At 68.4% G+C, this 25536-nt stretch carries 20 protein-coding genes and 1 tRNA gene; 7 read left to right on the forward strand and 14 right to left on the reverse strand.

The window, feature by feature from the left end:
* Positions 1-16: 16 nt before the first annotated feature.
* Positions 17-937, reverse strand: a complete 921-nt coding sequence (locus tag BM310_RS19015) for an endonuclease/exonuclease/phosphatase family protein (protein ID WP_218156501.1) — start codon at positions 935-937, stop codon at positions 17-19.
* A gap of 199 nt (positions 938-1136) precedes the next feature.
* Between BM310_RS19015 and thrS the strand changes: the two genes are divergently transcribed.
* A complete protein-coding gene (gene thrS / locus BM310_RS19020) occupies positions 1137-3062 on the forward strand; it encodes a threonine--tRNA ligase (RefSeq protein WP_089810785.1) in 1926 nt (641 codons plus the stop codon).
* Positions 3063-3195: 133 nt separating this feature from the next.
* Here the strand turns inward: thrS and BM310_RS19025 are convergent, their stop codons facing one another.
* From BM310_RS19025 to BM310_RS19045, 5 genes are all read right to left on the reverse strand, one after another.
* A complete protein-coding gene (locus BM310_RS19025) occupies positions 3196-3564 on the reverse strand; it encodes a hypothetical protein (RefSeq protein ID WP_143105193.1) in 369 nt (122 codons plus the stop codon).
* A gap of 291 nt (positions 3565-3855) precedes the next feature.
* A complete protein-coding gene (locus tag BM310_RS19030) occupies positions 3856-5337 on the reverse strand; it encodes an alpha/beta fold hydrolase (protein ID WP_089810790.1) in 1482 nt (493 codons plus the stop codon).
* A 104-nt stretch (positions 5338-5441) separates the two neighbouring features.
* Positions 5442-5996, reverse strand: a complete 555-nt coding sequence (locus tag BM310_RS19035; RefSeq protein ID WP_089810793.1) for a hypothetical protein — start codon at positions 5994-5996, stop codon at positions 5442-5444.
* A gap of 99 nt (positions 5997-6095) precedes the next feature.
* Positions 6096-7376, reverse strand: a complete 1281-nt coding sequence (locus tag BM310_RS19040) for an MFS transporter (protein WP_089810795.1) — start codon at positions 7374-7376, stop codon at positions 6096-6098.
* A gap of 77 nt (positions 7377-7453) precedes the next feature.
* Complete coding sequence (locus BM310_RS19045; protein WP_089810914.1) at positions 7454-8413, reverse strand: DMT family transporter; 960 nt, start codon at positions 8411-8413, stop codon at positions 7454-7456.
* A 196-nt stretch (positions 8414-8609) separates the two neighbouring features.
* Here BM310_RS19045 and BM310_RS19050 point away from each other — a divergent pair, with 196 nt between their 5' ends.
* Together BM310_RS19050 and BM310_RS19055 are read left to right on the forward strand one after the other, a co-directional pair.
* The gene (locus BM310_RS19050) at positions 8610-9095 is read left to right on the forward strand and encodes an Lrp/AsnC family transcriptional regulator (RefSeq protein ID WP_089810797.1); all 486 of its coding nucleotides are present in this window, start codon (positions 8610-8612) and stop codon (positions 9093-9095) included.
* A 125-nt stretch (positions 9096-9220) separates the two neighbouring features.
* Positions 9221-9577, forward strand: coding sequence for a hypothetical protein (locus BM310_RS19055; RefSeq protein WP_089810799.1), 357 nt, complete (start codon positions 9221-9223; stop codon positions 9575-9577).
* 352 nt (positions 9578-9929) lie between these two features.
* Here the strand turns inward: BM310_RS19055 and BM310_RS19060 are convergent.
* Positions 9930-10003: transfer RNA gene (locus tag BM310_RS19060), tRNA-Lys, on the reverse strand.
* Between the two features lie 213 nt (positions 10004-10216).
* Between BM310_RS19060 and BM310_RS19065 the strand changes: the two genes are divergently transcribed.
* Positions 10217-11671, forward strand: coding sequence for a DHH family phosphoesterase (locus BM310_RS19065; RefSeq protein WP_089810801.1), 1455 nt, complete (start codon positions 10217-10219; stop codon positions 11669-11671).
* 49 nt (positions 11672-11720) lie between these two features.
* Here the strand turns inward: BM310_RS19065 and BM310_RS19070 are convergent, their stop codons facing one another.
* The 3 genes from BM310_RS19070 to BM310_RS19080 all read right to left on the reverse strand — a co-directional run bounded on the left by BM310_RS19070 (position 11721) and on the right by BM310_RS19080 (position 14757).
* Entirely contained in the window at positions 11721-12017 is a 297-nt protein-coding gene (locus tag BM310_RS19070; RefSeq protein ID WP_089810803.1) for a PRC-barrel domain-containing protein, read from the reverse strand.
* 184 nt (positions 12018-12201) lie between these two features.
* The gene (locus BM310_RS19075; RefSeq protein ID WP_177232709.1) at positions 12202-14037 is read right to left on the reverse strand and encodes an Nramp family divalent metal transporter; all 1836 of its coding nucleotides are present in this window, start codon (positions 14035-14037) and stop codon (positions 12202-12204) included.
* Between the two features lie 93 nt (positions 14038-14130).
* Positions 14131-14757, reverse strand: a complete 627-nt coding sequence (locus BM310_RS19080) for a helix-turn-helix domain-containing protein (RefSeq protein ID WP_089810805.1) — start codon at positions 14755-14757, stop codon at positions 14131-14133.
* A 351-nt stretch (positions 14758-15108) separates the two neighbouring features.
* On the opposite strand from BM310_RS19080, the gene BM310_RS19085 reads away from it, so the two are divergent.
* The gene (locus BM310_RS19085) at positions 15109-16869 is read left to right on the forward strand and encodes an L-lactate permease (protein WP_089810807.1); all 1761 of its coding nucleotides are present in this window, start codon (positions 15109-15111) and stop codon (positions 16867-16869) included.
* Positions 16870-17015: 146 nt separating this feature from the next.
* Positions 17016-20150, forward strand: a complete 3135-nt coding sequence (locus BM310_RS19090) for an FAD-binding and (Fe-S)-binding domain-containing protein (RefSeq protein WP_089810810.1) — start codon at positions 17016-17018, stop codon at positions 20148-20150.
* Positions 20151-20199: 49 nt separating this feature from the next.
* Here BM310_RS19090 and BM310_RS19095 read toward each other — a convergent pair whose 3' ends face one another.
* The 3 genes from BM310_RS19095 to BM310_RS19105 all read right to left on the reverse strand — a co-directional run bounded on the left by BM310_RS19095 (position 20200) and on the right by BM310_RS19105 (position 22514).
* Complete coding sequence (locus tag BM310_RS19095) at positions 20200-21315, reverse strand: pyridoxal phosphate-dependent aminotransferase (RefSeq protein ID WP_089810812.1); 1116 nt, start codon at positions 21313-21315, stop codon at positions 20200-20202.
* A gap of 266 nt (positions 21316-21581) precedes the next feature.
* Entirely contained in the window at positions 21582-22085 is a 504-nt protein-coding gene (locus BM310_RS19100; protein WP_089810814.1) for a GIY-YIG nuclease family protein, read from the reverse strand.
* A complete protein-coding gene (locus BM310_RS19105; protein WP_089810816.1) occupies positions 22086-22514 on the reverse strand; it encodes a DCC1-like thiol-disulfide oxidoreductase family protein in 429 nt (142 codons plus the stop codon).
* Between the two features lie 99 nt (positions 22515-22613).
* Between BM310_RS19105 and BM310_RS19110 the strand changes: the two genes are divergently transcribed.
* A complete protein-coding gene (locus BM310_RS19110; protein WP_089810818.1) occupies positions 22614-24992 on the forward strand; it encodes a DEAD/DEAH box helicase in 2379 nt (792 codons plus the stop codon).
* On the opposite strand, the gene BM310_RS19115 is transcribed toward BM310_RS19110, so the two are convergent.
* Positions 24953-25444 (reverse strand): HPP family protein, encoded by a 492-nt coding sequence (locus BM310_RS19115; protein WP_089810820.1) that lies wholly within the window; start codon positions 25442-25444, stop codon positions 24953-24955. The genes BM310_RS19110 and BM310_RS19115 overlap by 40 nt on opposite strands.
* Positions 25445-25536 lie beyond the last annotated feature (92 nt).

Raw genomic sequence — 25536 nt, forward strand, 5'->3', positions numbered from 1 at the left:
CGTCGCCGAACGGCCGTTACGGTTCGAAGTGAGTGACGACCGGCAGGTGGTCAGAGCGGTACGCCCCCTCTCGAATCCCGAGCGTGCGGTACTGGAGGACGTCCGCCTCCGCGGGGGTGAAGACGTAGTCGATCCTGTCCTCCAGTTCGTCGGTGAAGCCGTGGTAGGTACCCCACGGACCGTACACCGAGGCCGTCCCGGCTTCCCGACGCCCGTCGACGACTGGACTCGGCCCGGCGCCCGTCCGACCCGTGAGGACGTGGTACGGCGGGGCCGTCGGGACGGAGTTGAGGTCGCCCGTGACGACGACCATCTCGCCGTCCTCCGCGCGACGGGACGCGCGTTCCCGGACGATTTCGGCCGACCGGCGGCGAGCCTCCGCGTCGACGTGAGAGAAGTGGGTGTTACAGAACCAGAAGTCCGCGCCCGTCTCGACGTCGGTCAGTCCGACCCACGTCGAGATGCGGGGGTTCTCCGCGCCCCACCCGACGCTCGGGGTGTCGGGAGTCGGCGAGAGCCAGAAGACTCCCCGCTCCCGCACGTCGAAGCGGTCCGGCGACCAGGCGACGGGTACCGCCTCGCTCTCGTCGCCGCCCTCGCGGCCGATGCCATACCAGTCGTAGTCGGATATCGTCTCACGCAGGTCGGTGAACTGGTTGGGTTGAGCCTCCTGGACGCCGAGCAGTTCGGGGTCGACCCGGTCGACCGCCTCCGCGACGCGAGGGAGACGCGACGTCCACGGGTAGTCGTCCTCCGGGTTGTCGTACCTGACGTTGAACGAACAGGCCGCGAGCGTCCCCTCGCCGTCGGGTTGCTCGAAGTCGTCGCCGTCGGCGTCGAAAACCCGACCGAGGGTGTCGAGACTCCCCGTCGCACCGAGGGCCGTGCCGGCGCCGATGAGCGTCTCGCGCCGTGAGAGTGAGTCGAAGTCCGTCACGATTATTCCAGAACTTCGAGTCTTGAAAAATGTTTTCGCCGGAGCCGTGTGTCTCCGGTCGGAGAGACAGTGGGGGAAAGCCGACGTTCGGTCGAACCCGCCGATTCCCGCGGGGAGGACGGGAGACCGGTCACCGAGCCGTGTGGCCCCGTAGCGCCCTTCAAAAACACTTATTCGTGCGCTCCGATTCCGAACGCACATGAGTGAAATCGTTGTGACGCTCCCCGACGGGTCGGAGTTGTCCGTCGAGGAGGGTGCGACGGTCGAGGACGTCGCCTACGAAATCGGACCGGGACTCGGTTCGGACACCGTCGCGGGCGTCGTGGACGGCGAACTCGTGGACAAGGCCGCTCCGGTCCACGACGGCGCGCAGGTGGTCATCGTCACGGACCAGAGCGACGAGTACCTCCGCGTCCTCCGCCACACCGCCGCACACGTCTTCGCCCAGGCACTCCAGCGTCTGTATCCGGAAGCGAAACTCGCCATCGGCCCGCCGACGGACGAGGGGTTCTACTACGACGTGACGAACGTCGACCTCGACGCCGACGACCTGGCGGAGATAGAGGCGGAGATGGAGGCGATTATCGAGGAGGACCTCCCGGTGGAGCGAGAACTCCGCTCGCGCGAGGAGGTCCTCGAACAGTACGAGGACAACCCGTACAAACTCGACATCCTGAACGAGGAGGCCGCCGACGAGGAGGAACTCTCCTTCTACGTGCAGGGGGAGTTCTCCGACCTCTGCAAGGGACCGCACGTCGAGTCGACGGGCGACGTCGGCGCGGTGAAACTGCTCAACATCTCCTCGGCGTACTGGCGCGGCGACGAGGACAACGAGACGCTGACGCGCGTCTACGGCACGGCGTTCGAGTCCGAGAAGGACCTGACGGAGTACATGGAACTGCGCGCGGAGGCCGAGGAACGCGACCACCGCAAACTCGGACAGGAGATGGACCTGTTCTCCATCCCCGAGGTGACGGGGCCGGGACTCCCCCTCTATCACCCGAACGGCAAGCGCATCCTCTCGGAACTGTCCGGCTTCGCGGAGTCGCTGAACCTCGACGCCGACTACGAACCCGTCGAGACGCCGCACCTGTTCCGCACGGAACTGTGGAAGCAGTCCGGGCACTACGACAACTACGTGGACGACATGTTCCTCCTCGACGTGAACGACGAGGAATATGGACTAAAACCGATGAACTGCCCGGGCCACGCGACCATCTTCGACCAGCACTCGTGGTCGTACCGTGACCTGCCGGTCCGCTACTACGAGGACGGGAAGGTGTACCGGAAGGAACAGCGCGGCGAACTGTCCGGCCTCTCGCGCGTCTGGTCGTTCACCATCGACGACGGCCACCTGTTCTGCCGCCCCGAGCAGATAGAGCAGGAGATTCGACAGGTGATGGACTCCATCTACGAGGTGCTGGAGACGTTCGGCTTGGAGGCGCACGTCGCCCTCGCGACGCGCCCCGAGAAGTCCGTCGGGAGCGACGAGATATGGGAGCAGTCGGAGACGCAGCTCCGGTCGGTCCTCGACAATCAGAACATCGACTACGACCTCGAACCGGGCGACGGCGCGTTCTACGGGCCGAAGATAGACTTCGCGTTCGAGGACGCCCTCGGGCGGAAGTGGGACGGTCCGACGGTGCAGGTGGACTTCAACATGCCCGAGCGGTTCGACCTGACGTACACGGGCGAGGACAACGAGGAACACCGCCCGGTGATGATTCACCGCGCCCTCTACGGCAGTTACGAGCGGTTCTTCATGGTCCTCATCGAGCACTTCGACGGCAAGTTCCCGCTCTGGTTGGCGCCCGAACAGGTTCGCATCCTGCCCATCTCCGACGACCAACTCGGCTACGCCCACCGCGTGAAGAACGAACTCGGGGACTTCCGCGTCTCCGTCGAGGACCGGTCGTGGACGCTCGGCCGGAAGATTCGGGAGGCGCAGGAGGACAACGTGCCGTACATGCTCGTCGTCGGCGAGAACGAGGCGGAGTCCGGCACCGTCTCGGTCCGCGACCGACAGGAACGCGAGGAGAAGGGCGTCGACATCGAGCAGTTCCGCGACCACGTCGCCGCCGAGTACGAGGAGAAGCGCCTCGAACCCGACTTCCTCGCGGACTGAGGTCGGGGGCGTTCGGCGCTGTGTAGGCGTGTACGCTCGGGTGCGAGGAACACGGCAGTCGGAAACGGAGCGCTCAGGGAGAGTCCATATCTCGGGGCACGACGGGCGTATCTTAGACGCCGGGTCGTGTCGATTAAAAACTGGGTTTGCCGGAACCGCCGCCTCTGCCCACGTACGTTGCGGTGAAGACGGTGACGTTGTTGATGGGGAACGCTGAGACCACGGTATCGCCTCCTATCCAGCCGAGTGAGTGCTGAGCCGGCGGGGGGTACACGTCGTTGCCCTTCCCGTCCAACGAGTACGGCGCTGAGGGGAGCGGGTCATTTCCCTTGCCATCGAGTGAGTACAGCGACGGAGGGAACGGATCGTCGCCCTTCCCGTCCATGGGTTCGGCCGCTGTTGTTCCGACGGTGCCGGCGACCCCGGCAGTCAAAACGACCGCGACGAGGAGTGCTCTGATAGCAGTGCGTCCAGCCGTGATGTGGGTGAGTGCCTTCATCACAGATGGATCAAGGAGGGGGTATCCGATGACGATAGACGCTTACTACTGAAGCGGACTCTCGAAAGAGGACTCTAGATAGCTAGAGCGTGCAGAGTCCGTCTCGTACATTTTTCCCACTTCCGTGGCTGTGGCCGCCGGAACAGTCGGCCGCACGAGCTTCGAGACGTGCGCCCTGCACGCAGCACGGCTTGGGAAACCCATCACCCACCAGCCACTTCGACAGGGCCGGCCGTTTCGCTTTTCGGCCAACCTCACTTCGACGTCAGGTCCGCTCTCGTGTCGATGTCGCACCTACGTCGTCGTCTCCGCCGCGTCGGCGTCCTCGTCGCCGTCGTCCGCCGCCGCCCGTTCGGCCCGCCGGTTGGCCGCGGCGAGGCGGTCCAGTTCCGCGGTCAGCAGTCGCTGGAACTCGTCGTCGCGGGCCAGACGCGCGGCCGTCCCGACGTGGCCGCGGTCCCACCTGACGAGGTTCCGGCGGGGTACGTCCCACCGGCGGAGGAGGCTCTCGAACGACGCCGCGGGGGCGACGTCGTCGCGCGCGCCGTAGCAGGCGAGGATGCGTTCGGGCGACAGAGACGGCTTCGCGGGCGGGTTCAACAGCGGCGCGAACTCGTTCAGGTCGTCGCCAGTCCACCCGGCGGCCGTGAGGGCGTCGTCCTCGCCGAGCAACGAGACGAGACGCGACCCCGTGAGGAGTTGCGTGACCGACCCCGCGGCGGCGACGGGGGCCGCGAGGTCCGGGCGCATCGACTCGGGCCAGTGACCGCACCGCCCGGCGACGTGGAGGGCGACGATGCCGCCGAGGCTCAGTCCGCCGACGGCGACGGCGGGCGCACCCTCGCTCCGCGCCCACTCGACCAGCACGCCCGCCTCCTGCGCCGCGGCGCCGTAGAGTTCGAAGTGACCGACCGGCCCGCGGGCGAGGTAGGGTTCGCCCGCGTACGACCCGAGGGGTTCGCGGCGGCCGTGCCACGGCGCGTCCGGGAGGACGACCCGGTAGCCCCGCCGGGCGAGGCGGCGGCCGACGGCCTCCTCCTCGGGCCAGTAGCCCAGTCTGTCGCCGAGCGAACCGAGGCCGGAGAAGAAGACCACCGTCGAGAGTTCGTCGACGGCGTCCTCGGGTTCGTACACCCGCGCCTCGGCGGTGTCGCCGACGTGGAGCGACGGCGTCGCGAACCGGAGGCGGTACTCCACCGTGCCCGGACCGAACACGGTCTTCGACCGGGAGACGCGCGGGAGCGACTCCGTCACCGTGGAGTCGGCGAACCCGTACAGCCGTTCGGGTTCCGCGAGTTCGTGCGCCCAGCGTTCGCGGGCGTCGTCCGGGGGCGGTACGTCGAACGCGACGGACGGGACGAGGTGGTCGTCGACGAGGAAGCCGAACGCGTCGCCCGGCCGGGCGTGGGCGGCGTCGGCGCGGCGGCGTTCGCGTTCGAGAGCGACGCGTTCGTCCGGCGTCGAGTCGTCGTCACCCCAGAACGCTGCCTCCCAGCGCTCCGCGACGTCCTCGTGGCGCTCGCGAATCTCGGCGAACTCGGCGAGTGCCGCCTCGACTCGGTCGTGCAGGTGCGGGGCGGGCGGGGCGTCGGCCTCGCGGAGGAAGGCCGCCGGTCCGGCGCCGAGCGACACGTCCGCCGCGGCGCGGGCGCGACGGACGGCGAACTGTCCCGGGAGACGGCGGAGCGAGAGCGTCTCGAACGGTGCCGTCTCGAACAGGCCGCCGACGGGCGACGCGAGGAGTCGGTGGACGCGCGGTGTGTCGAGTCTGTCCATGGTCCCCGTACGGAGCGAGAACCCATCACTCTATAGTCACGTTCGCGACCGGTCGCGGAACCGAACGGTCGAGGGGTCGGCGGGGAGCGTCGACGGCAGAACGGTCAGAGGCCGAAGTCGCTCGTATCCTCGTAGTGCGCGCCGTGGGAGGACTCGCGTTCGTATATCGGTTCGCGCCGGACGACGGCGGTGCCGCCGGACGGGAGTCCCGCCGCCCACACGTCCTCTAGGAACCAGACCGGTTCGAGGTCCTCGGGAGTGAGGCCGGCCGCGCGTTCGAGGTGGTCGAACGCGGCGCTCCGGGTGGTGAACAGGCGTTCGGCGCGGCGCCGCCGGAAGTCGGGCGCGACGTAGCACTGCCACGTCGTCCCGGTGACGACGACGGGGTCGTCGACCCTGTCGTCGGGGTCCAGGTCGCCCCAGCGGTGTCGTAACCAGACGCGCGCGCCGGACTCCGTCTCGCGACACAGTTCCACCTCGCCGAGGACGATGAGGTCCTGGATGGCGCGGGGGATGTTGAGGTCTGGAAACAGGCCGCCGTAGGCGTGTTCGAACTCTTCGGCAACTTGGGAGAGCGACACCACTCCCTCGGGGAGCGAACGGAGCGTCTTCCGGACTCGCTCGTAGGCTTCCTCGGGTGGTGCGTCCTCGCGGAACATCGACCGAAACGAGGAGACGCGCGTGATAAATATCGACCGGTCGGTTATCCCCGGTGATACTCAGAGACGGGACGCCGGTCCGGTCGCCGCGGCGCGGACTCACCACTCGGTGAGTGCGCTCGGACCGAAGTCGTACGTGAGGATGGCGAGGAAGGAGAACACGCCCGTGATGGCCGACGCGCCGCCGACGTAGAACACCCACGACATCCCCACCTCGGTCATCAGCCACCCGCCGAGGAGGGGCGCGACGACGCTCCCCGGCCGCCAGAGGAGTTCGCGGATGCCGAACGAGGAGGCGACGCCGCCGTCGTCGGTGCCCTCGTCCGCGAACAGCGCCATGCTCGCCGGTTCGCGGAAACTGTCGGCGACGCCGAGCAGTCCCGAGAGGCCGACGAGCGGGAGGAACGCGGCCGAGAGCGGGCCGAGGACGGGGTACGTCTCGGGGAGGCCGAATGCGGCCCCGATGGCGGGCGAGAACGGCACCGCGAGGGCGACGAGCCCGTACGCGCCGCCGCCGACGAAGACGAACAGCGCGCGGCCGTACTCGTCGGAGAGTCCGCCCGTCTTCGGTTGGAACAGCATGTTGGTGAACTTCTCGGCGACGACGGTGAGCGAGACGGCCAGACTCGTGTAGGCCAGACCGCCGCCGGCAGCGGAGAGGCCCGCGTAGATGGGCACCCACGTGCGGACCAGCGTCACGGCGACGGCGTACTGGGTGCGGAAACTGGCGATGGTGAGGATGCGGCGGTTCAGCGCGAGGTCCGAGAACGGGAAGCCGGCGATGCGCGTGTGGTCCGGTTCGAGGAGGACCCACAGCGTGACGGTGGCGACGGTCATGAGGACGACGATGACGGCGAAGACGGGCGTGAAGCCGGCGGCGTCGTACAGCGCACCCGCCGAGAGACTGCCGAGGATGGAGGCGGCGAACCGGGCCGCGTTCGCCTTGCCGATGTTGTTCGCTCGCGTCCCCACGTCGGACAGTTCGCCGACCAGCGCCAGCGACATCAGGCCCGCGCCGGTGACGGCGACGCCCTGGAGGGCGCGCGCGCCGACGAAGGCGAGGCTGGAGTCGACCAGCGGAAACAGCGCGTACGAGAGCGTGCCGAGGGCGAGGACGGCGACGAGAATCTTCCCCTTGTCGAACCGGTCGCCGGCCCACGCGAGGGGGACGACGGCGACTGTCTGCGCGAGCGTGAAGCCCGTGGTGTACATCCCGATGACGAACCCGGCACCGAGCGTGAAGAGCCCGAACACCGAGACGCCCGTGGGGTCGAGCGTCTCGATGTAGTCGGGGAGGAGCGTCACGAGCGTGATGAAGCCGAAGCCGCCGGCGAAGCGCGTGAGGTAGAGCGCGTAGAACTGGAGCCTGTCCCGGTTCACGGCGGTACTGCGGAGGAGCGACGAAAAGCGGTTTCGGTTCGAAGGGCGCTGCGCGCGAACGGAGTGCCGCGAACGTCTCAGTCGGCGTCGTAGCCGTGGCCCGTCGCCGGCGCGGACGTCTCGCCGAGGACGCGGGCGCGAATCGTGTCGCGCTTGACGAGGGCGAACCCGGCGAAGATGGCGAGGAAGCCGACGAGCGTCGTCGTGCTCACGAGGTGGCCGAGGAGCGCCCACCCGGCGACGGCGGCGACGACGGGTTCGAGGTAGCCGACGAGGTTTATCTCCGTCGCGCCGACGCGTTCGTGCAGGGCGAAGTAGATGAGGAAGCCGACGACGCCGGAGACGAGCGTCAGGTAGGTGAGCGAGACGACGGCCGTCGTCGTCCACTCGATGGCGGCGGGGGACTCGCCGCGGGCGAGCGACCCCGCGAAGAGGACGGCAGCGCCGACGAGCATCGCCCACGCCTGCATCGACTCGGCGGGAAGCGTCGTCCGGAGCGGTTCCGTGAGGACGGCCCCGACGGCGAAACTCGCCGCGCTGAGGAGGACGAGGACGATGCCGAGGAGGTTCGTCGAGAGGAGGTTCGCGGGGTTCGGGTCGGCGACGACGACGACGCCGACGACGCCCAGGAGGAAGCCGCCGGCGGCGACGTTGTCGAGCGACTGGCCGAGAATCGAGGCGGCGGCGACGGCGGTCAGCACCGGGGCGAGACTGACGACGACGGCGGCGACGGCGCCGGAGACGTGCATCTCGCCGAGGTACAACAGCGCGTGGTAGGCGGCGATGATGAACACGCCGACGACGCCGACGCTCAGCCACTCGGGTCTGTCTCTGGGGTACCAGCGGTCGGTGGTGACGACGGCGTACCCGAGGATGAGGACGCCGGCGATGGCGTAGCGGATGCCCGCGAACAGGACGGGCGGGAAGTGTTCGAGTCCGGCCTCGATGGCGACGAACGACGTTCCCCAGAACGCGGCGAGCGCGAGGAACAGGAGGGCGTTCCAGTTGGACGTATCGGAGCGAATTCGGAGCGACATGGTCGTAGTCGTCATCAGAGATGGCCCTTCTTAAATTTGACTACAATAGATTCTCGTAACTTCGATTTTGATTCAATATAGATTCCGTTTTGTGCACGATAGACCAGTATAGATGCGAATCGGTTGAAGATACGCTGTAACATGTCGCGAGCGGAACTTACAACCGCCGCGACGTGGATGCACAGACACCGCGGCCATGGACGAACGAGACATCCGCCTTCTGAAGGCCATATCCGACCTCGAGACGGGCAGCCCCGAACGACTGCACGAGGAGACGGGAATCCCCGTCTCGACCATCCACTATCGGTTGAACAACCTCCGCGAGGCGGGCGTCATCAAGAACGACCTGTACGACATCGACCTGGAGAAGGTCGGACTCGGCGTCACCGTCATCGTGGAGTTGCTCACCGACTACAGCGGACCCCACCAGAACTTCGAGGAGAAGATTCTCGACGTGGAGGGCGTCACGCAGGCGTACTTCACGATGGGCGAGACGGACTTCGTCGTCGTCGCCCACCTCTCGGGGCGGGAGATGGTCGAACGACTCATCACGGACTTCGAGACGATAGACGAGGTGGAGCGGACGAACTCGACGTTCGTCGTCTCCTCGCTTCGGGACAGCGCACGCGTCCTCCAGAACTACGAGTTGGAGACGCTCCTGGACGAACTCCTCGACGAGTGAGCGGGCGGGCGGCCGATTCTCGGGACGAGATAGTTCTTCACTAGTTCGAAATGGTTGCAGAAGCTGATAATAAATTCTTTTTCTGCAAACGAGAGTTTAAGATGGAGTAGTGGGTGATAACACTCATGCGTCCCCCCGCCACCAACCCAACCCAGACCGAGACGACGACGGTTCACATCGAGTGGCCGATGAACGACCACGGGGCGATGACGGTCCGCGTCGAGGGGTCGAACGAGGTACGCCAACTGGTCGAGTTCGCGGACGGGAACGTCGAAGGGACGATGGCGAAACTCCCGGCCGGTGCGAGCCTCCCCGTGCGGATGGAGTCGCTCGGCACGCGGGGGAACGCCTGGCGCGTCACCGGACTCGTCGGGCGGACCCCGCAGTCGATAACCGACACCTCAGGGCGCGACGACCCGACGCACCGCGGCCACCGTTCCGACAAAGAGTACGGCGAGGCCAAGGAACGCGCCGAGATGTGAGGGAACCGTCAAGGGGCCGGCCGTCAGCGTCGTCGCGCCGGCGACGAGTCGCTCTCCCACGCCGAGTCGGACGCCGAAGACGGCGGCCGTCCCGAGGACGAGGAGCGAGAGCACGATTCCGGTTCGGTCCGTGGGCATCGGTCGAGATATTCTCTCGAGACTGATAAACACGCGCAACAGAGTGTAACTGAACGGCCGCGCGGCGTTCGCCGACCGATGAGGAACGCCCCTCGTAGGTAGAGATGGAGTATTCTCCGAACTGATAGCCTCACGCGCACGGTTTCACCGGAAACCCGGTGTGGTGGCGAGCGGCACGGCTCGCACGGTACGTGTCGTTTCGGTCCGCAGGAAGCGGGCCGGGAGGGAGTTGAACCCCCGACCGTCTGATTAAGAGTCAGACGCTCTCCCTAACTGAGCTACCGGCCCGTACGATTTCTCGTTTCCGCGGGGTAAGTAAAGACCTTTCGTTTAAGCGCGTTGGTGACAGACCGGCACACGGGAGTCGACTCCGCGGGACGCCGTCCCGGTGAAGGAGAGTCGGGTCCGCGCGTCCGCGGCGGTGGGGCCGCGACGAGTCGGTTCGGCGGACTCTCGGAAACGAGTGCTGTTAAGTGTCGTCCGACCAGACGTGAGGACGATATGAGCGCTGGGGTCACGATATCCTCGATGTCCACCTACGCGATTCTCGGTTGCGGGAGCGTGGGCCACGCGGTGGCCGAGGAACTCACAGAGGAGGGGAAAGACGTCCTCATCCTCGACAAAGACGAGAGCCGGGTCGAAGCCCTCCGCGACCAGGACCTGAACGCGCAGACGACGGACATCTCGGACCCCGAAGTCGCCGAGGCCGTCGCCGATCGGGACGTGGTCCTCATCCTCGCCTCGGACGTCGAGGCGAACAAGGCGGCCGTCTCGGCCATCCGCGACCGCAACACCGACCAGTTCGTGGTCGTGCGCGCCTCCGACCCCGTCTCCGAGGACGAACTCGCCGAACTCGGCGCGGACGTGGTCATCAACCCCTCGGAGGTCATCGCCGACTCCGCGCTTCGCTCGCTGGAGTCCGGCGAGTTGGAGTACAAGGCGCGCCAACTGGCCGACCTCCTGGAGTCGACGGAAGGGAAGCTGGCCATCCTGACGCACGACAACCCGGACCCCGACTCCATCGCGAGTGCGGCCGCCCTGCAGGCCATCGCCGCCGAGTACGACGTGGCGTCCGACATCCTCTACGACGGCGAGATGGGTCACCAGGAGAACCGCGCGTTCGTGAACCTCCTCGGTATCGACCTCACGCCCCTGTCCGAAGCGCCCGACCTCTCGGAGTACGGCGCGGTGGCCCTCGTAGACCACATGAAGTCGGGGGAACCCGACATCGGCACCGAGGTGGACATCTTCATCGACCACTTCGAACCGGACGAGGGTATCGACCCGATGTTCATCGACGTGCGGCCGAACGTCTCCTCGACGTCGACCATCCTCACGAAGTACATCCAGGAGTTCAACATCAGTCCCAGCGAAGCCGTCGCGACGGCGTTGCTGTACGGCATCCGCGCGGAGACGCTGGACTTCAAGCGCGAGACGACGCCGGCGGACCTGACCGCCGCGGCGTACCTCTACCCGTTCGCCGACCACGACACCCTCGAACAGGTGGAGTCGCCGTCGATGTCGCCGGAGACGCTGGACGTCCTCGCCGAGGCCATCCAGAACCGCGACGTGCAGGGGAGCCACCTCGTCTCGAACGCCGGATTCATCCGCGACAGGGACGCCCTCGGACAGGCGGCCCAGCACCTCCTCAACCTCGAAGGCGTGACGACGACGGCCGTGTTCGGCATCGTCGACAACAACATCTACCTCTCGGCTCGGTCGAAGGACATCCGCATGAACATCGGCAACGTCCTGCAGGACGCGTTCGAGGGCATCGGCGAGGCGGGCGGCCACTCGACGCAGGGCGACGTGGAGATTCCGCTCGGCATCTTCACCGGCATCGAGACGTCCGACGACAACCGCGACACCCTCCTGCAACTCACCGAGGAAGCCGTGCGCCGAAAACTGTTCGAGGCGATGGGCGTCGAGAGCACGGAGAGCGGAAACGGCGGCTGAAATCGGGAAGCGAACGCGGAATCGGCGAGACGATGCGCGTCGGCGAACCTCAGGCGACGAGCGACGACTCTTCTTCTTCGTCGGGTTGCTTCAGGCGTTCGATCACGTCGTTGATGAGGATGACGTCGCCGACGGCGCGGACCCAGCGGTAGGGGATGAGGACGCCTTTCCCCGGTTCGATTCGATTGCGAAACAGTTCGTCGTTGAGTCGTCCGAGCGCGAGTCCGGTGACCGACTGCCGGTCGAGGTCGAGGCGAATGTCGTCGACCTCCCCCACGAACACACCGTTGTTCGAGTAGACCTCGCGCCCGACGAGCGTCGTCAACTCTTCGGGAGTCCCGTCCATGTGCAGTCTCTTGAAGGCATCCGCCTTAATTGTTCGTAGCCGCGGGCCCGCAGACCGTCCAGCGGCCGAGAAGACGGCTGACGAGCGTCAGACAACACGTTCCTCAGGAAGACGTTCTCCGCAGGAGTGAGGTCGGTCCGGCGGCACCGTGTGGCGGTCGAGGCGGCGACCCGTCCCCCCGGGGTCAGGGGAACCAGCCCGCCGCCAACTCGGCGTCGTCGACGGTGCCGGCCGCGCGGCGTTTCGCGCCCGCCGACCGGGCGACGGCGTACGACTGGACGACGAAGTAGACGGCCCAGAGGACGTAGCCGCCGGCACCGCTGCCGACGACGAGGGGCACCGTCTGGAACGACCCCAGCCCGAACTCGACCAGCGTCTCGCCGACGAGGAGGACGCTGAAGTAGCCGTAGAACCCCGACGCCCACCACATCGCCCCCACCCGCCCCCATCCGGGCTGGAGGTGTTCGGGGAGGCGCGTCGTGTTCATCACGAGGACCAGCGCCGTGTAGGGCCACATCATCACGCCCGACATCGCCGCGCCGACGACGAGGAAGAAGAACGGTTCGCGCCCCTCGAACGGCGACGTGAACAGGAGGATGATGGCGATGCCCCAGAGGCAGAAACCGGTCAGGACGCGCCAGAACAGCGTCTCCAGGTCCCAGCCGGCCTCACGGCCGTACACCTCGTAGATGGCGTCGACGCTGTTCCGGACGAACGACTCGACGATGGCGTACTCGGTGGTGAAGAGGGCGACGAACAGGACGAGGAAGACGAGTATCCGCCCGGCGGGGCCGAGGAGGGGGACCACGTCGCCCAGCCACATCTGGAGGGCGTCGGCGGTGGTGCCGGGGGCGTAGCGGATTGCGACGCTCATCAGCGCCGGCGCGACCAGGAACAGGCCGAAGACGAAGGTGAGCAGGTGTTCGAGTTGGACGACGCGCCACCATCCGCGCCAGCGCTTGAGGTTCGTCGTCGTCGGCCGGAAGGTGAAGCCGTCGCGTTCGATGGGTTCGGGGTCGTCGCCGCGGAACGGGTTCTTCACGCGCCCCTGGTAGTTCCCCATGCCGTACCCCTTCTCGCGCGCCCAGAGGCTCTGCGAGAGGTTGAGGTAGCCGCCCGCGCCGGCGAACGCCAGTCCGCCGAGGAAGACGGCTATCTCCATCTCCGGCGGGAGGCTCCCGACGGCCGACGCCGCCGCCGGCAGGTCCGCGAGTTCGACCCACGACCCCGAGACGGCGACGAGGAGGACGGCGGCGACGATGGAGACGAACAGCAGGCCTATCTGGAACACCTCGACGGCGTTGTACATCACCGACGACACCTGATACGAGAGCCAGATGACGACCATCAGTCCGACGGCGATGAGTTTCCACGCCGCGATGGACGCGCCGAGGAGCGTGACGGACCCGGTCAGTCCGAGCGCCGCCGTCCCGACGCGCGCCGCACTCGCGGCCCACCCCGGCCACCCGAGGCTGACGAGTCCGCCGACGAGGAACAGCCACGGCCAGTGGTCTGCGATGCGCGCGAAGGCGCGAAAGACGCTCTCGCCGGTGGCGAGCGTCCACCGCTGGAGTTCGGTGTTGATGACGAACTGGGTGAGGACGCCGACGACGAACGCCCAGAACAGCGTCCAGCCGTACTGAGAGGTCAGGACGGGCCAAAACAGCGTCTCACCGCTCCCGAGAGACGCGCCGAGCATGATGGCCGAGGGGCCGACGATGTGGCCGACGCGGGGGACGCGCGGCAGGTCCGTCAGGCGGAACGCGCCGCCGTCGCCCCTGTCGGGGTAGTCGTCCGTCTCGCCCGCCCGCTTCAACTCCTCGTAGCGCAACGGGAGGAACCACGTCCCCCGGTACTGCCTGCCCTCCACCTCCGAGGCGTACACCTCGTCGCCGCGGGCCGGGTGGTCCGACGGTCGCTCCCGCCCCTCGCCCCCGCCGTCGTCGCCTGCACCGGGCGCTGACGACCCGTCCGCCGGTGAAGGCGGGCGGTTCTCGTCGTCGGAGGAATCGGAGGACATCGCTGTGACGGGAGTGAGTCTCGCCGGGTCTGTGATAAATTCGGTGGGTCGCTGATAGCAGGTAGCACGCGGGCCGAGGGAGTCGGGCGTCGGTCAGCCCCCGAGGAAGTGCCAGATGTGCCCCCGTTCCTCCGGCGGGTCGACTCCGGGCAGTTGCTTCAGCGCGGGTTGGATGGCGTTCCACCACCCCTCCGCCGACTCGAACCCCGCGGGGTAGTCGTGGTAGACGTCGCGTAGGAAGTCGGCCTTCTTCGCCTCCGGGTGGTCGGCGAGGTACTCGTACGCCGCGGACAACGCCTCGCGGCGGGCGTCGAGCATCGGTCCACTCCCCGGCAGGTTTGCGTCCGCGATGGCGTTCGAGACGGCGGGGCGACGGTCGGGGACCGAATCGGGGTCCTCCGACACCGCTACGGCGTCCTCCTCGGCCGTCTCGGACGCCGTCGTCGACGACTCCGACGCCGCCCCCGTCATCGGAACCCACCAGACGCGGGACCGCGCCCCGACCTTCCGGGTGGCGAGGTCACCGCACGCTTCGAGTTCGTTCAGTTTGTTGTGCGCCGTCCGACGCGAACAGTCCAGCGCCTCCATCACGTCCGAGGCGGTGAGCGGTCGCGCGCGGTCCTCGCGCGCTTCGAAGACGGCGAGCACGCGGTCCAGCGGAATGCGGTCCACGTACTGACCGTGCTCGTTCCGGGGGCGCGCGCGAGCCTCCTCGTCCATGAGTCGACCTCTACACACGACAGAATAAGCCTTTGCACACGTGGGCATCGCCACGACACACGTGTGGACAGCCACGATACACGAATGTAGAGGACGGCGCGTCGGTCCGCGGCCGCCGGAGGCGAGGCCGCCCGAGAGCCACCGAGTCCGCCATTTTGACGCTCAGTACGGTCTTTAACCGACCGTGAAACCACCTACACACGAGTGAACTGGCCGCGTCACCGGTAGGGCAGTTTTCGTAATTAACGATAGATATATATCACAATAACTGGGTTCGATATGCCACGATGCACCGCATCAGGCACGAATCTGGAATCGAATCGCTCGGCGAGACGCGAGAGGGGGTAACCCATGGCTAGCACGATGGAGATCCTCGTCTCGTTGCTCCCGCTTCTGACGATAGCCGTCCTCATGGTCGGCTTCTACTGGCCTGCGACGCGGGCCATGCCGGTGGCGTGGCTGGTCGCCATCGCCGCGGGCGTCGTCGGGTGGGGCATGAACGGGACCTGGATCGCCGCCGCGACGATAAACGGCTTCATCACCGCGGCGAACATCCTCTACATCGTCTTCGGGGCGATACTCCTCCTGTACACGCTCAAGCAGACGGGCGCGTTCGACGCCATCAACGCCGGCTTCGCCTCGGTGAGCGAGGACCGCCGGGTGCAGGTGGTCCTGCTCGTCTTCCTGATGGGGTCGTTCATCGAGGGCGCGGCCGGCTTCGGGACGCCCGCGGCCATCGTCGGTCCGCTGCTCGTCGGCCTGGGCTTCCCGCCCCTCGCAGCAGTGGTCATCGCCCTGACGGGCAACCTGATGGCCATCACGTTCGGCGCCGTCGGGACGCCGCTCATCATCGGGATGATAGACATCTTCGAGAGCGTCGACACCATCACCGCCGACGTCGTCGCCAACGGTCCCTACGCCAGCATCGCCGCGTGGGTGGCGGACATCGCGGTGTGGGCCGCGGGGTACCACGTCATCGTCGGCATCGGCCTGCCGTTCATCGGCGTGGCGATGATGACGCGGTTCTTCGGCGAGGAGCGGTCCATCAAGCCCGCTCTCGAAGTCCTGCCGCTCACGCTGTTCGCGTGGGCCGCGTTCTCGGTGCCGTACTTCCTGACCGCCTGGTTCCTCGGACCCGAGTTCCCCGGCCTCCTCGGGGCGATGGTCGGGCTGGTCGTGGTGGTCGGCGCGCTACAGGCGGGCTTCTTCCACCCCGACGAGGAGTGGGACTTCGGCCCGGAGGCGGCGTGGCCGGACCACTGGGTCGGCGACATCGAACCCGGCGAGACCACGTCCGACGACGGGGCCATCGCCGCCGACGGCGGGGCGGTGCAGTCGAGCGTCCCCACCGCGTCGATGCCGCTGTGGAAGGCGTGGACGCCGTACGTGCTCGTCGCGGCGTTGCTCGTCGTGACGCGCGCCTTCGACCCCGTGAACGCGTTCGTCACGATGGACGTGTTCACCATCACCTGGTCGGGGCTCCCCTTCACCGGGGACAGCATCCTCGGGACGGGACTCACGAACGACTTCGCCCTGCTGTACCTGCCGGGCGCGGTGTTCGTCGCCGTCCACCTGCTGACGATTCCGCTCCACGGCATGGACGGCGCCGACATCAAGGCGGCGTGGACGGAGACGATAGAGAAAGTCGCGCCGGCCGTCGTCGCGTTGCTGTTCGCCGTCGCGACGGTGCAGATAATGCTCCAGTCGGGGGCCGCGACGGGCACCGACAGCATGCTCATCGTCCTCTCGGAGGGGATGGCGAACGTCGCGGGCGGGGTCTATCCGTTCTTCGCGGCCTACGTCGGCGCGTTCGGCGCGTTCCTCGCGGGGTCGAACACGGTGTCTGACATCCTGTTCGGCACGTTCCAGTACGGCGTCGCCGAACAGATCGGCACGCCGCGAACGATAATGCTCGGGGCGCAGGCCGTCGGCGGCGCCATCGGCAACCTCATCGCCGTCCACAACGTCGTGGCCGCCCTCGCGGTCGTCGGCCTCGTCGGCGAGGAGGGGCGGGTCATCCGCCTCGAACTCATCCCGCTGGTCTACTACGGGACGGCGACGGGCCTCCTGGCACTCCTGTTCAGTTACGTGCTGTTCCCGGGGGTGTTCTGAGCCGGCGACCCGCCGGACGCCGTCGCGTCCGCCGACGGCCCGTCGAACGACGACCGCCGCACCGCACGCCGACCGTACCAGACGAACTACCCGCTACGGGTGTCTTTATTTGACTCACACCACTCGACTTAGAGGACAACTCACACATGGCATCGAACTCTCGTGAACACACCGCCGACCCCGCCGTCGACGGCGACGCGAACTACGACTACGCCAGCGACGACGTGGCGCGTCCGGCACTGGTCTCGGACCTCGAATCGCTCGTCGACGGCGACGTGCGGTTCGACACGTACTCGCGTCAACTGTACGCGACGGACGCCTCGGCGTACGAACAGACGCCGCTCGGCGTCGTCATGCCGGAGTCGACGGACGACGTCGTCGCGGTGATGGAGTACTGCGCGGAGCGAGAGATTCCGGTCCTCCCCCGCGGCGGCGGGACGAGTCTCGCCGGACAGGCGGTCAACGAGGCCGTCGTACTCGACCTGATGAAGCACATGGACGGCCTCCGCGACGTGGACCCGGAGGCCGAGACGGCGACGGCGCAGGCGGGCGTCCGACTGGGCGACCTGAACGCCGAACTCGAACCGCACGGGCTGAAGTTCGCGCCCGACCCGGCGTGGGGCGACAAGTCGGCGCTCGGCGGCGCCATCGGCAACAACTCCACCGGCGCGCACTCGCTGAAGTACGGCAAGACCGACTACTACCTCGAGTCGGTCGAAGTCGTCCTCGCCGACGGATCGGTGGCGACGTTCGGCGAGATAGCGGTTGAGACGCTCCGTGAGACGGGCGACCCCGAGGGGTCGCTGGAGGAGCGAATCTACGCCGAAGTCGCGCGCGTCCTCGACGAGGAGGCCGACGAGATAGCCGAGCGCTACCCCGACCTGAAGCGCAACGTCTCGGGCTACAACCTCGACATGCTGGTGGACGAGATGCGCGGCGAACGCCGCCTGCCCGACGACTCGGGCGTCGACCCCGACAGCGAACCGGGGACGGTGAACCTCGCGCGACTCCTCGCCGGGTCGGAGGGGACGCTCGGCATCGTCACCGAGGCGACGGTGTCGCTGGAACCCGTCCCGAACACGGCCGCCGTCGCCCTCCTCACGTACGACGACGTGCTGGACGCGATGGAGGACGTGGAGCCCATCCTCGAACACGGCCCGGCCGCGGTCGAGGTGATGGACGACGTGTTGCTCGACTTGGCCCGGCAGACGCCGGAGTTCGAGGAGGTGGTCGGGATGCTCCCCGACGGAACGGACTCGGTCCTCCTCGTGGAGTTCTACGCCGACGACGCCGACCACGGCCGCCAGCAGGTGGCCGACCTCATCGCCGACCGCGTCCCGGGCGGCGACAGCGAGGCCGACCCCACGGACGGGGCGTCGGCGACGACGGAGAAACCGCACACCGCCGTCGCCGCGATGGAGGCGTACGACGCCGACACGCGCGCGAAGTTCTGGAAGATGCGCAAGTCCGGGCTGCCCATCCTCCTCTCGCGGACGACCGACGACAAGCACATCGCCTACATCGAGGACACGGCCATCCCGGCGGCGAACCTCCCGGAGTTCGTCGCGGACTTCCAGGACATCCTGGAGGACGAGGGCACGTTCGCCTCCTACTACGCTCACGCCGGCCCGGGCGTCCTGCACATCCGCCCGCTGGTGAACACGAAGACGGTGGAGGGGTTGGAGACGTACGAGGCCATCGCCGACCGAGCGACGGACCTCGTGGTGAAGTACGGCGGTAGCGTCTCGGGCGAACACGGCGACGGCCGCGCCCGAACCCAGTGGAACCGAAAGCTGTACGGCGACGACCTGTGGGCGACGTTCCGCGACCTGAAGACGGCGTTCGACCCCGACTGGCTCCTGAACCCGGGGAACGTCTGCGGCTATCAGGACGACGAGGAACGCCCCGAGGACGCCGGCGGGGCGACGGCGCACGACATGACCGAGCACCTGCGGTTCTCGCCCGACTACGACTTCGACGCCGGGTTCGACCCCGCGCTGAACTGGGAGAACGAGAACGGCTTCCAGGGGATGGTCGAACTCTGTCACGGCTGTGCGGGCTGTCGCGGCCCGCAGGAGACGACGGGCGGCGTGATGTGCCCGACGTTCCGCGCCGAGGAGGAGGAGATGCTCTCGACGCGCGGGCGGTCGAACATGCTCCGGCAGGCGATGAGCGGCGACCTGGAGCCCGAAGCGCAGTTCGAAGACGAGTTCGTCGAGGAGGTGATGGACCTCTGTATCGGCTGTAAGGGCTGTCTGAAGGACTGTCCCAGCGGGGTCGACATGGCGAAGATGAAGGCGGAGGTGACCCACGAGTACCACCAGCGGAACGGGTCGAGCCTCCGCGACAGGCTGTTCGCCAACATCGACTCGCTGTCGAAACTCGGGAGCGCGTTCGCCCCGCTCTCGAACCTCGCCTCGAAGGTGCCCGGCGCGCGCCTCGCCATGGAGAAGACGCTGGGCATCGCCGCCGACCGGGAGTTACCCGAGTTCCACCGCGAGTCGTTCGTCGACTGGTTCGAGTCGCGCGGCCGGGCGGGCATCCCGGAGGCGCAGGCGGAGTCGAAGGTGCTGCTGTTCCCCGACACGTACACGAACTACAACCACCCCGAGGCGGGGAAGGCCGCCGTCCGCGCCCTCGAAGCCGCGGGCGTCCACGTGCGCATCCCCGACGGCGTCACCGGGTCGGGCCGACCGCCGCACTCGAAGGGGTTCGTCGACCGCGCCCGCGAACAGGCGGCCCAGAACGTCGAAGCGCTCGCCCCTCTCGCCGCCGAGGACTGGGACGTGGTCGTCGTCGAACCGTCCGACGCGGTGATGTTCCAGCACGACTACCTGGACCTCCTGTCCGGCGAGGACGTGGAGACGGTGGCGGCGAACACGTACGGCGTGATGGAGTACTTCGACACGTTCCGACTGCTCGAACGCGACGTGGTGGAGACCGGCGGACCGTCGCTGTCGCTGACGTACCACGGCCACTGCCACCAGAAGTCCACGAAGAAGGACCACCACGCCGTCGGCGTCCTGCGCCGGGCGGGCTACCGCGTCGAGCCACTCGACTCCACGTGCTGCGGGATGGCGGGGTCGTTCGGCTACGAGGCCGAACACTACTCGATGTCGAAGGCCATCGCCCAGAACCTCTACGACCAGGTGGACGCCGCCGGCGGCGACACGGTGGTCGCCCCCGGCGCGTCCTGCCGGTCGCAACTCGCAGAGAGAGAGGGCGAGACGGAGGGCGAACCGCCGCACCCCGTCGAGATGCTCGCCGACGCCATCGCCTGAGCGAACGGTCGAGACCGACCGCGACCGCTCTCGTCGCTCCGGTTCGCCCTCACGCCTCGGCGCGGGCGGACACCGACTCGACCACGTCGCCGAGGACGTCGAGGGCCGCCGCGACGTGGTCGGGGTCGCGGCCGAGGGCGACGCGGAAGCCGTCGTCGTCGTCGAAGAACCGACCGGGGACGACCAGGACGCCCTCCTCCCACGCCGCCGCGACGAGTTCGTCGCCCGAGACGGCCTCGTGCGAGAGGAAGGCGAACGTGCTGTCCGGATGGACCGTCCCGGAGAGCACCTCGTGGTCGGCGACGAACGCCGCGAGGAGTTCGTGGTTCGCCCGGAGGTGTTCGCGGGCAGACGCCGACAGTTCCTCGCGGTTGTGGAGGGCCCGGCGGGCGAGGGCGCGACTGGGTTCGGCGACCGTCGGGACGTGGAACGCCGCGTCGCGCGCGGCGTCCAACACCTCGTCGGGCCCGACGAGCCACCCGATTCTGAGGCCGCCGAGTCCGTAGAACTTGGTCAACGACCCGGTGACGACGGTGTGCGGGAGGCCGGCACCGGTGACGCCGCCGAAGGCGGTATCCCCCCTGCTGTCGGCGACGAACGGCGCGTACACCTCGTCCACGAGGAGGTAGCCCCCGGCCTCCCGGCACGCCTCCGCCGTCGCCGAGAGCGACTCGCGGGTGGTCAGGCGGCCCGACGGGTTGTGCCGGTTCGACGCGACGGCGAGGGCGAAGTCCTCCCGCGCGGCGGCGGTGACGCGGCGCGGCGAGAGGGCGTAGCCTTCGCTCTCCGGGCGGAGGTAGCGGTCGACGCGGGCGCCGAGGGCGCCGGGCGTGGCCACCAGCGGTTGGTAGCCGGGTTTCTCGACCAGCGTCTGCGGTTGGGTGTCGTCGCCGTCCGTGGCGACGGCGAGGGCGGCCGACTCGGCGAGGAAGTTCGCGTGCGTCGCCCCCGCCGTGACGAGGACGTTCGTGGGGTCGACGTCGTACTCGTCGGCGAGTTGCGACCGGAGCGTCACGTCGTCCGGGGGGTCCGGGAGGCCGGCCAGTCGGTCGGGGACGATGGCGGACTCGTTCAGGTCGGTTCGGAGGTCGCTCGACCCGAGGTCGTACTCGGCGGCGTCGACCCGGCCGGATATCCACTCCAGATAGGGAAGCGGCGGAAACATGGCTCGGGGTTGACGATGGGGCGAGTAAGCCGTTTGGGTACGGGAACTGCGGTCACTCCCGCGGACGTCGACGCCGCGAACGTGTCGCCCGAAGCGTTGCTGCTCTCGGAGTAGTATTTAAATCAACGCAAGAGATTTAAGCTAGTACCGAGGCGTGGGTGAGAACTCGACAGGTGATTATAAGTCAGTATGAACACTACGTAGTCTCGCCGGGGTGCCTCTGACAACCGGCAGTTATCCGCGCTGGCCTGCCCGGACCGGCGCGGTCACTGGGGGTCCTCCCCCAGTTCTTTCCCTTCGAAACAGTTCACCACCGCAGAGCGGAGCGTCTGTCTATCCGCCCGACGGACGAGATGCGCGTGGCAGTCGCAGTCCGACGCGCCGAACCCGCGAACCGGCGACGACTCCGGTCCGAGTTCGGTCGCGACGGCGCACTCGACGTCTCGGCGAGGCGCGGCGACGATACCGACGAGTTCCACGTCGGCGTGTCCGCCGAGGTAGTCGACGTGCCAGTGGCGCACGTCGTGGTCGCCGGCGGCGACGCGGCAGTGTCGGGCGACGCGTCCGAGGCCGTTCGACCCGAAGGCGCTTCCGACGTAGGCGTAGGCCCCCGCCGGGAAGGCGACGGACCCGAGCGACCCGACGGAAATCTCCGTCGCCGCGGGCGTCTCGAACAGGAGCGCGTAGGTGCCCGGCGGCGCGTCGCCCGCGCCGATTTCGAGTTCGTCCGCGCCGGCGGCGACGGCCGCCGGGTCGACGACGACGACCATCTACGAGAGGGCTTCGGGCCGTTCGGCCGCGGCGTCGACGAGTTCGTCGAACAGGTCGCCGGCGGCGTCGTCCAGCGGATACACGTCGTGGTAGTCGGCCGGGTCGCGGCCGCGTCCGCTGGCGAGGCCGACCGCCTTGGCGATTCGCTCGTAGTTGTCGCGGACGAGCGAACTGACGATGCCGGGCGTGCCGGCCCGGTCCGCGAGTTCCTCGGCGGCGGACCGCCCCGCGTAGACGCGTCGCTCGCGGCGGTCCACGAGGAACATGGCGAACGGCGTCTCGCCGAACTGGCGTTCGAGAAACGCCTGCGCGGCGTCGTCGTACCACGAGATGGCGCCCACGGTGTCCAATTCCCGGAGGGCTCTCGCCGCGATAGAACAGTACGGGCACTCACCGTCGTACACGAGAACCGCGTCGTACTCGGGCATGAGCGGAGGTTAGGACCGCGACGGCAAAACGGTGCTGGAGCGCGTGCGAACTGGTGTCACGACCGAAACGGTCAGGTCGGCGTCGGCCGGAGCACCGACGTGGACGAACTCGTCGCGTGGCTTCGGGACCGGCCGTACTACGAGGGACAGATACGCGACCACCGGCGGGTCCCGGCGCGCGACCCCGAGTTCGCGGACGTGACGCTCGAATCGCGCCTCGAATCCGCGCTCGCGGACCGCGGCATCGACCGACTCTACCGCCACCAGGCCGAGGCCATCGACGCCGTCCGCGACGGCGACAGCGTCGTCCTCGCCACGCGGACGGCCAGCGGAAAGAGCCTCGCCTACACGGTGCCGGCGTTCGAGCGAGCGATGGACCACGGCGGACGCACCCTCTACCTCGGTCCGCAGAACGCCCTCGTCGCCGACCAGGAGGAGACGCTGTCGGACCTCGCCCGCGGCCTCGGCTTCGGCAGTCGCGTCTCCGTCGCGCAGTACACGGGTCGGCTCTCGAAGAGCGAGAAACGGGACGTGCGCGACCGGCGCCCGACGGTCCTCCTCTCGAACCCCGACATGCTGCACTACGCCCTCCTGCCGCACGCGCACCGCCTCTGGGAGTGGTTCTTCTCCTCGCTGGAGACGGTGGTGATAGACGAGGTGCACGGCTACCGCGGCGTGTTCGGCAGTCACGTCGCCCTCACGCTCCGCCGCCTGAACCGCGTCTGCGAGCGCTTCGGGTCGGACCCGCAGTACGTCTGCTGCTCGGCGACCATCGGCAACCCCGTCGAACACGCCGCGCGCATCACCGGGAAGTCCGAGTCGTCGTTCCGCCTCGTGGACGAGGACGCCAGCGGAACGGGCGCGACCCACTGGATGCTGTGGAACCCGCCCGAGTACGAGGGCGACCGGGGCGGGAGCGGTCGTCGCCGGTCGAGCCACGTCGAGACGAAGCGACTGTTCGTGGACCTGCTCTCGCGAGGCCACCAGACGCTGGCGTTCACGCGCGCCAGACAGGCCGCCGAGCGCTACGCCACCGAGAGCGCCGAGGAACTCCGAGAGCGCGGTCGGAGCGAGGCGGCCGCGGGCGTCGCCGCCTATCAGGCCGCGCTGAAACACGAGCGGCGGCGGGAGATAGAGAGCGGCCTCCACGACGGCAGCGTCACCGGCGTCTGGTCCACGAACGCGCTCGAACTCGGCGTGGACGTGGGCGGACTGGACGCCGTCGTGATGGACGGCTACCCCGGCACGCGGATGTCGACGTTCCAGCAGGCGGGGCGCGCGGGCCGCGGCGACGACGACGCCCTCGTCGTCCTCGTCGGCGGCGAGGACCAACTCGACCAGTACCTGCTGCGTCACCCCGAGGAGTTCTGGGAGGGGGACCCCGAGCGCGCCGTCTGCAACCCCGTGAACGAGGAACTGCTCCCGGACCACGTCGCCAGCGCCGCCGCCGAGAATTGGCTGAAGCCCGACGACGACAGGCACTTCGGGGAGACGACGCCAGAGGTGGTGTCGGACCTCGAGGCGGCCGGCCGACTCGAACGCCGCGACACCGCACGGGGCGTCCGGTGGACCCACTCGGGCGGCGGCAGCCCGCAACACGAGATGAGCCTGCGCACCATCGAGAGCCGGGAGGTGGACCTGCTGGACGGCCGGTCGAACGACGTCGTCGCGTCGCTGTCGTTCGGCGACGCCCTGCGGGACGCCCACCCCGGCGCGATATACCACCATCAGGGCCAGTCCTACGAGGTGACGGAACTCGACCTGAACCGCGACACGGCCGTCCTCCAGCCGACGTGGGCGGACTACTACACGCGCGTCCTGCACGAGAAGGAGATAACCGTCGAGGCGGACCTGCGGTCGAAACCGCTGTCGGCCCGGCCCGACACCGAGGTCAGGTTCGCCGAGGTGACGATGCGCAAGCGAATCACCGGGTTCGAGCGCCGCGACCCGAAGCGCGGCGAGGCCATCGGCCGCGAGTCGCTGGACCTGCCGGAGACGACGCTCCGGACGAAGGCGCTCTACTACACCGTCCCCGAGGACGTCGAACGGCGGATGCGCGCCATCGGCGACGCCGAACGCGGGGACGGACTGGGCCAGTACGACCTCTCGGGCGGCGACTACGGCTTCAACGGCGGCATCCACGCCGCCGAACACGGGATGATTTCGCTGTTCCCCCTCTCATTTCTCTGCGACCGGGGCGACGTCGGCGGCCTGTCGACGCCGCACCACCCGCACACCGACCAGTCGACCGTCTTCGTGTACGACGGCTACCCCGGCGGCGTCGGACTGACCGAGAGCGGGTACGGCGAGGTGGAGACGCTCCTGCGCCGGACGCACGGGCTGATTCGGGACTGCGACTGCGAGGACGGCTGTCCGGCGTGCGTCCAGTCGCCGCAGTGCGGCAACGCGAACGACCCGCTGTCGAAGGACGAGGCGGTCTACCTGCTGGCCGCGTTGACCGGGCGGACGGGCAGGTAGCGGGCGAGTGCGGCGTCGACGACCAGCAGCGACCCCACCGCCGGGAGCACCAGCGCCGCCTCCCACAGCGCGGACATCAACCCGAGGGCGACGATGAGCGTCGTCGCGCACGCGGGCGGGTGGACGGCGTCGACGGCGAGCATCCCCGAACTCGTCAGCCCCACGGCGGCGATACCGCTGAGGACCAGCCACGGCGTCCCGAAGTCCAGCGGCGTCGCCGGGACGGCGAACAGCGTCGAGACGGCGGCGTACGAGAGGAGGCCGCAGACGACGCCGACGGCGTGACCGCCGAGCACCGCCCGCGGCGTCGGGCCGCGGTCCCGGAACGCGAGGACGAACGCCGACGGACCGAGACTGGGGAACAGCGCGGGGACGCCCGTCACCCACGCCGTCGCTCCCGCCGCGGTCAGAAGCAGCGAGGCCCGGACGCCGACGGTGAGTGGACGCGACACGCACGACGTTCGCCGGCGGGAGGGTATGAACGCGACGGCTTCGAGCGAGGCGACCGGCGGGGAACGACAGACATTTTAGGCTGGCCTAAACA

The sequence above is a fragment of the Halogeometricum rufum genome, from assembly GCF_900112175.1.
In the GTDB taxonomy this organism is placed as follows: domain Archaea; phylum Halobacteriota; class Halobacteria; order Halobacteriales; family Haloferacaceae; genus Halogeometricum; species Halogeometricum rufum.

Coding starts and splice junctions, on each gene's coding strand:
- BM310_RS19055 (WP_089810799.1), top strand. CDS start 9,221: ATGCGTCCCCCCGCCACCAACCCAACCCAGACCGAGACGACGACGGTT.
- BM310_RS19035 (WP_089810793.1), bottom strand. CDS start 5,996: ATGTTCCGCGAGGACGCACCACCCGAGGAAGCCTACGAGCGAGTCCGG.
- BM310_RS19070 (WP_089810803.1), bottom strand. CDS start 12,017: ATGGACGGGACTCCCGAAGAGTTGACGACGCTCGTCGGGCGCGAGGTC.
- BM310_RS19075 (WP_177232709.1), bottom strand. CDS start 14,037: ATGTCCTCCGATTCCTCCGACGACGAGAACCGCCCGCCTTCACCGGCG.
- BM310_RS19090 (WP_089810810.1), top strand. CDS start 17,016: ATGGCATCGAACTCTCGTGAACACACCGCCGACCCCGCCGTCGACGGC.
- BM310_RS19080 (WP_089810805.1), bottom strand. CDS start 14,757: ATGGACGAGGAGGCTCGCGCGCGCCCCCGGAACGAGCACGGTCAGTAC.
- BM310_RS19030 (WP_089810790.1), bottom strand. CDS start 5,337: ATGGACAGACTCGACACACCGCGCGTCCACCGACTCCTCGCGTCGCCC.
- BM310_RS19105 (WP_089810816.1), bottom strand. CDS start 22,514: ATGCCCGAGTACGACGCGGTTCTCGTGTACGACGGTGAGTGCCCGTAC.
- BM310_RS19100 (WP_089810814.1), bottom strand. CDS start 22,085: ATGGTCGTCGTCGTCGACCCGGCGGCCGTCGCCGCCGGCGCGGACGAA.
- BM310_RS19050 (WP_089810797.1), top strand. CDS start 8,610: ATGGACGAACGAGACATCCGCCTTCTGAAGGCCATATCCGACCTCGAG.
- BM310_RS19065 (WP_089810801.1), top strand. CDS start 10,217: ATGAGCGCTGGGGTCACGATATCCTCGATGTCCACCTACGCGATTCTC.
- BM310_RS19045 (WP_089810914.1), bottom strand. CDS start 8,413: ATGTCGCTCCGAATTCGCTCCGATACGTCCAACTGGAACGCCCTCCTG.
- BM310_RS19085 (WP_089810807.1), top strand. CDS start 15,109: ATGGCTAGCACGATGGAGATCCTCGTCTCGTTGCTCCCGCTTCTGACG.
- BM310_RS19095 (WP_089810812.1), bottom strand. CDS start 21,315: ATGTTTCCGCCGCTTCCCTATCTGGAGTGGATATCCGGCCGGGTCGAC.
- thrS (WP_089810785.1), top strand. CDS start 1,137: ATGAGTGAAATCGTTGTGACGCTCCCCGACGGGTCGGAGTTGTCCGTC.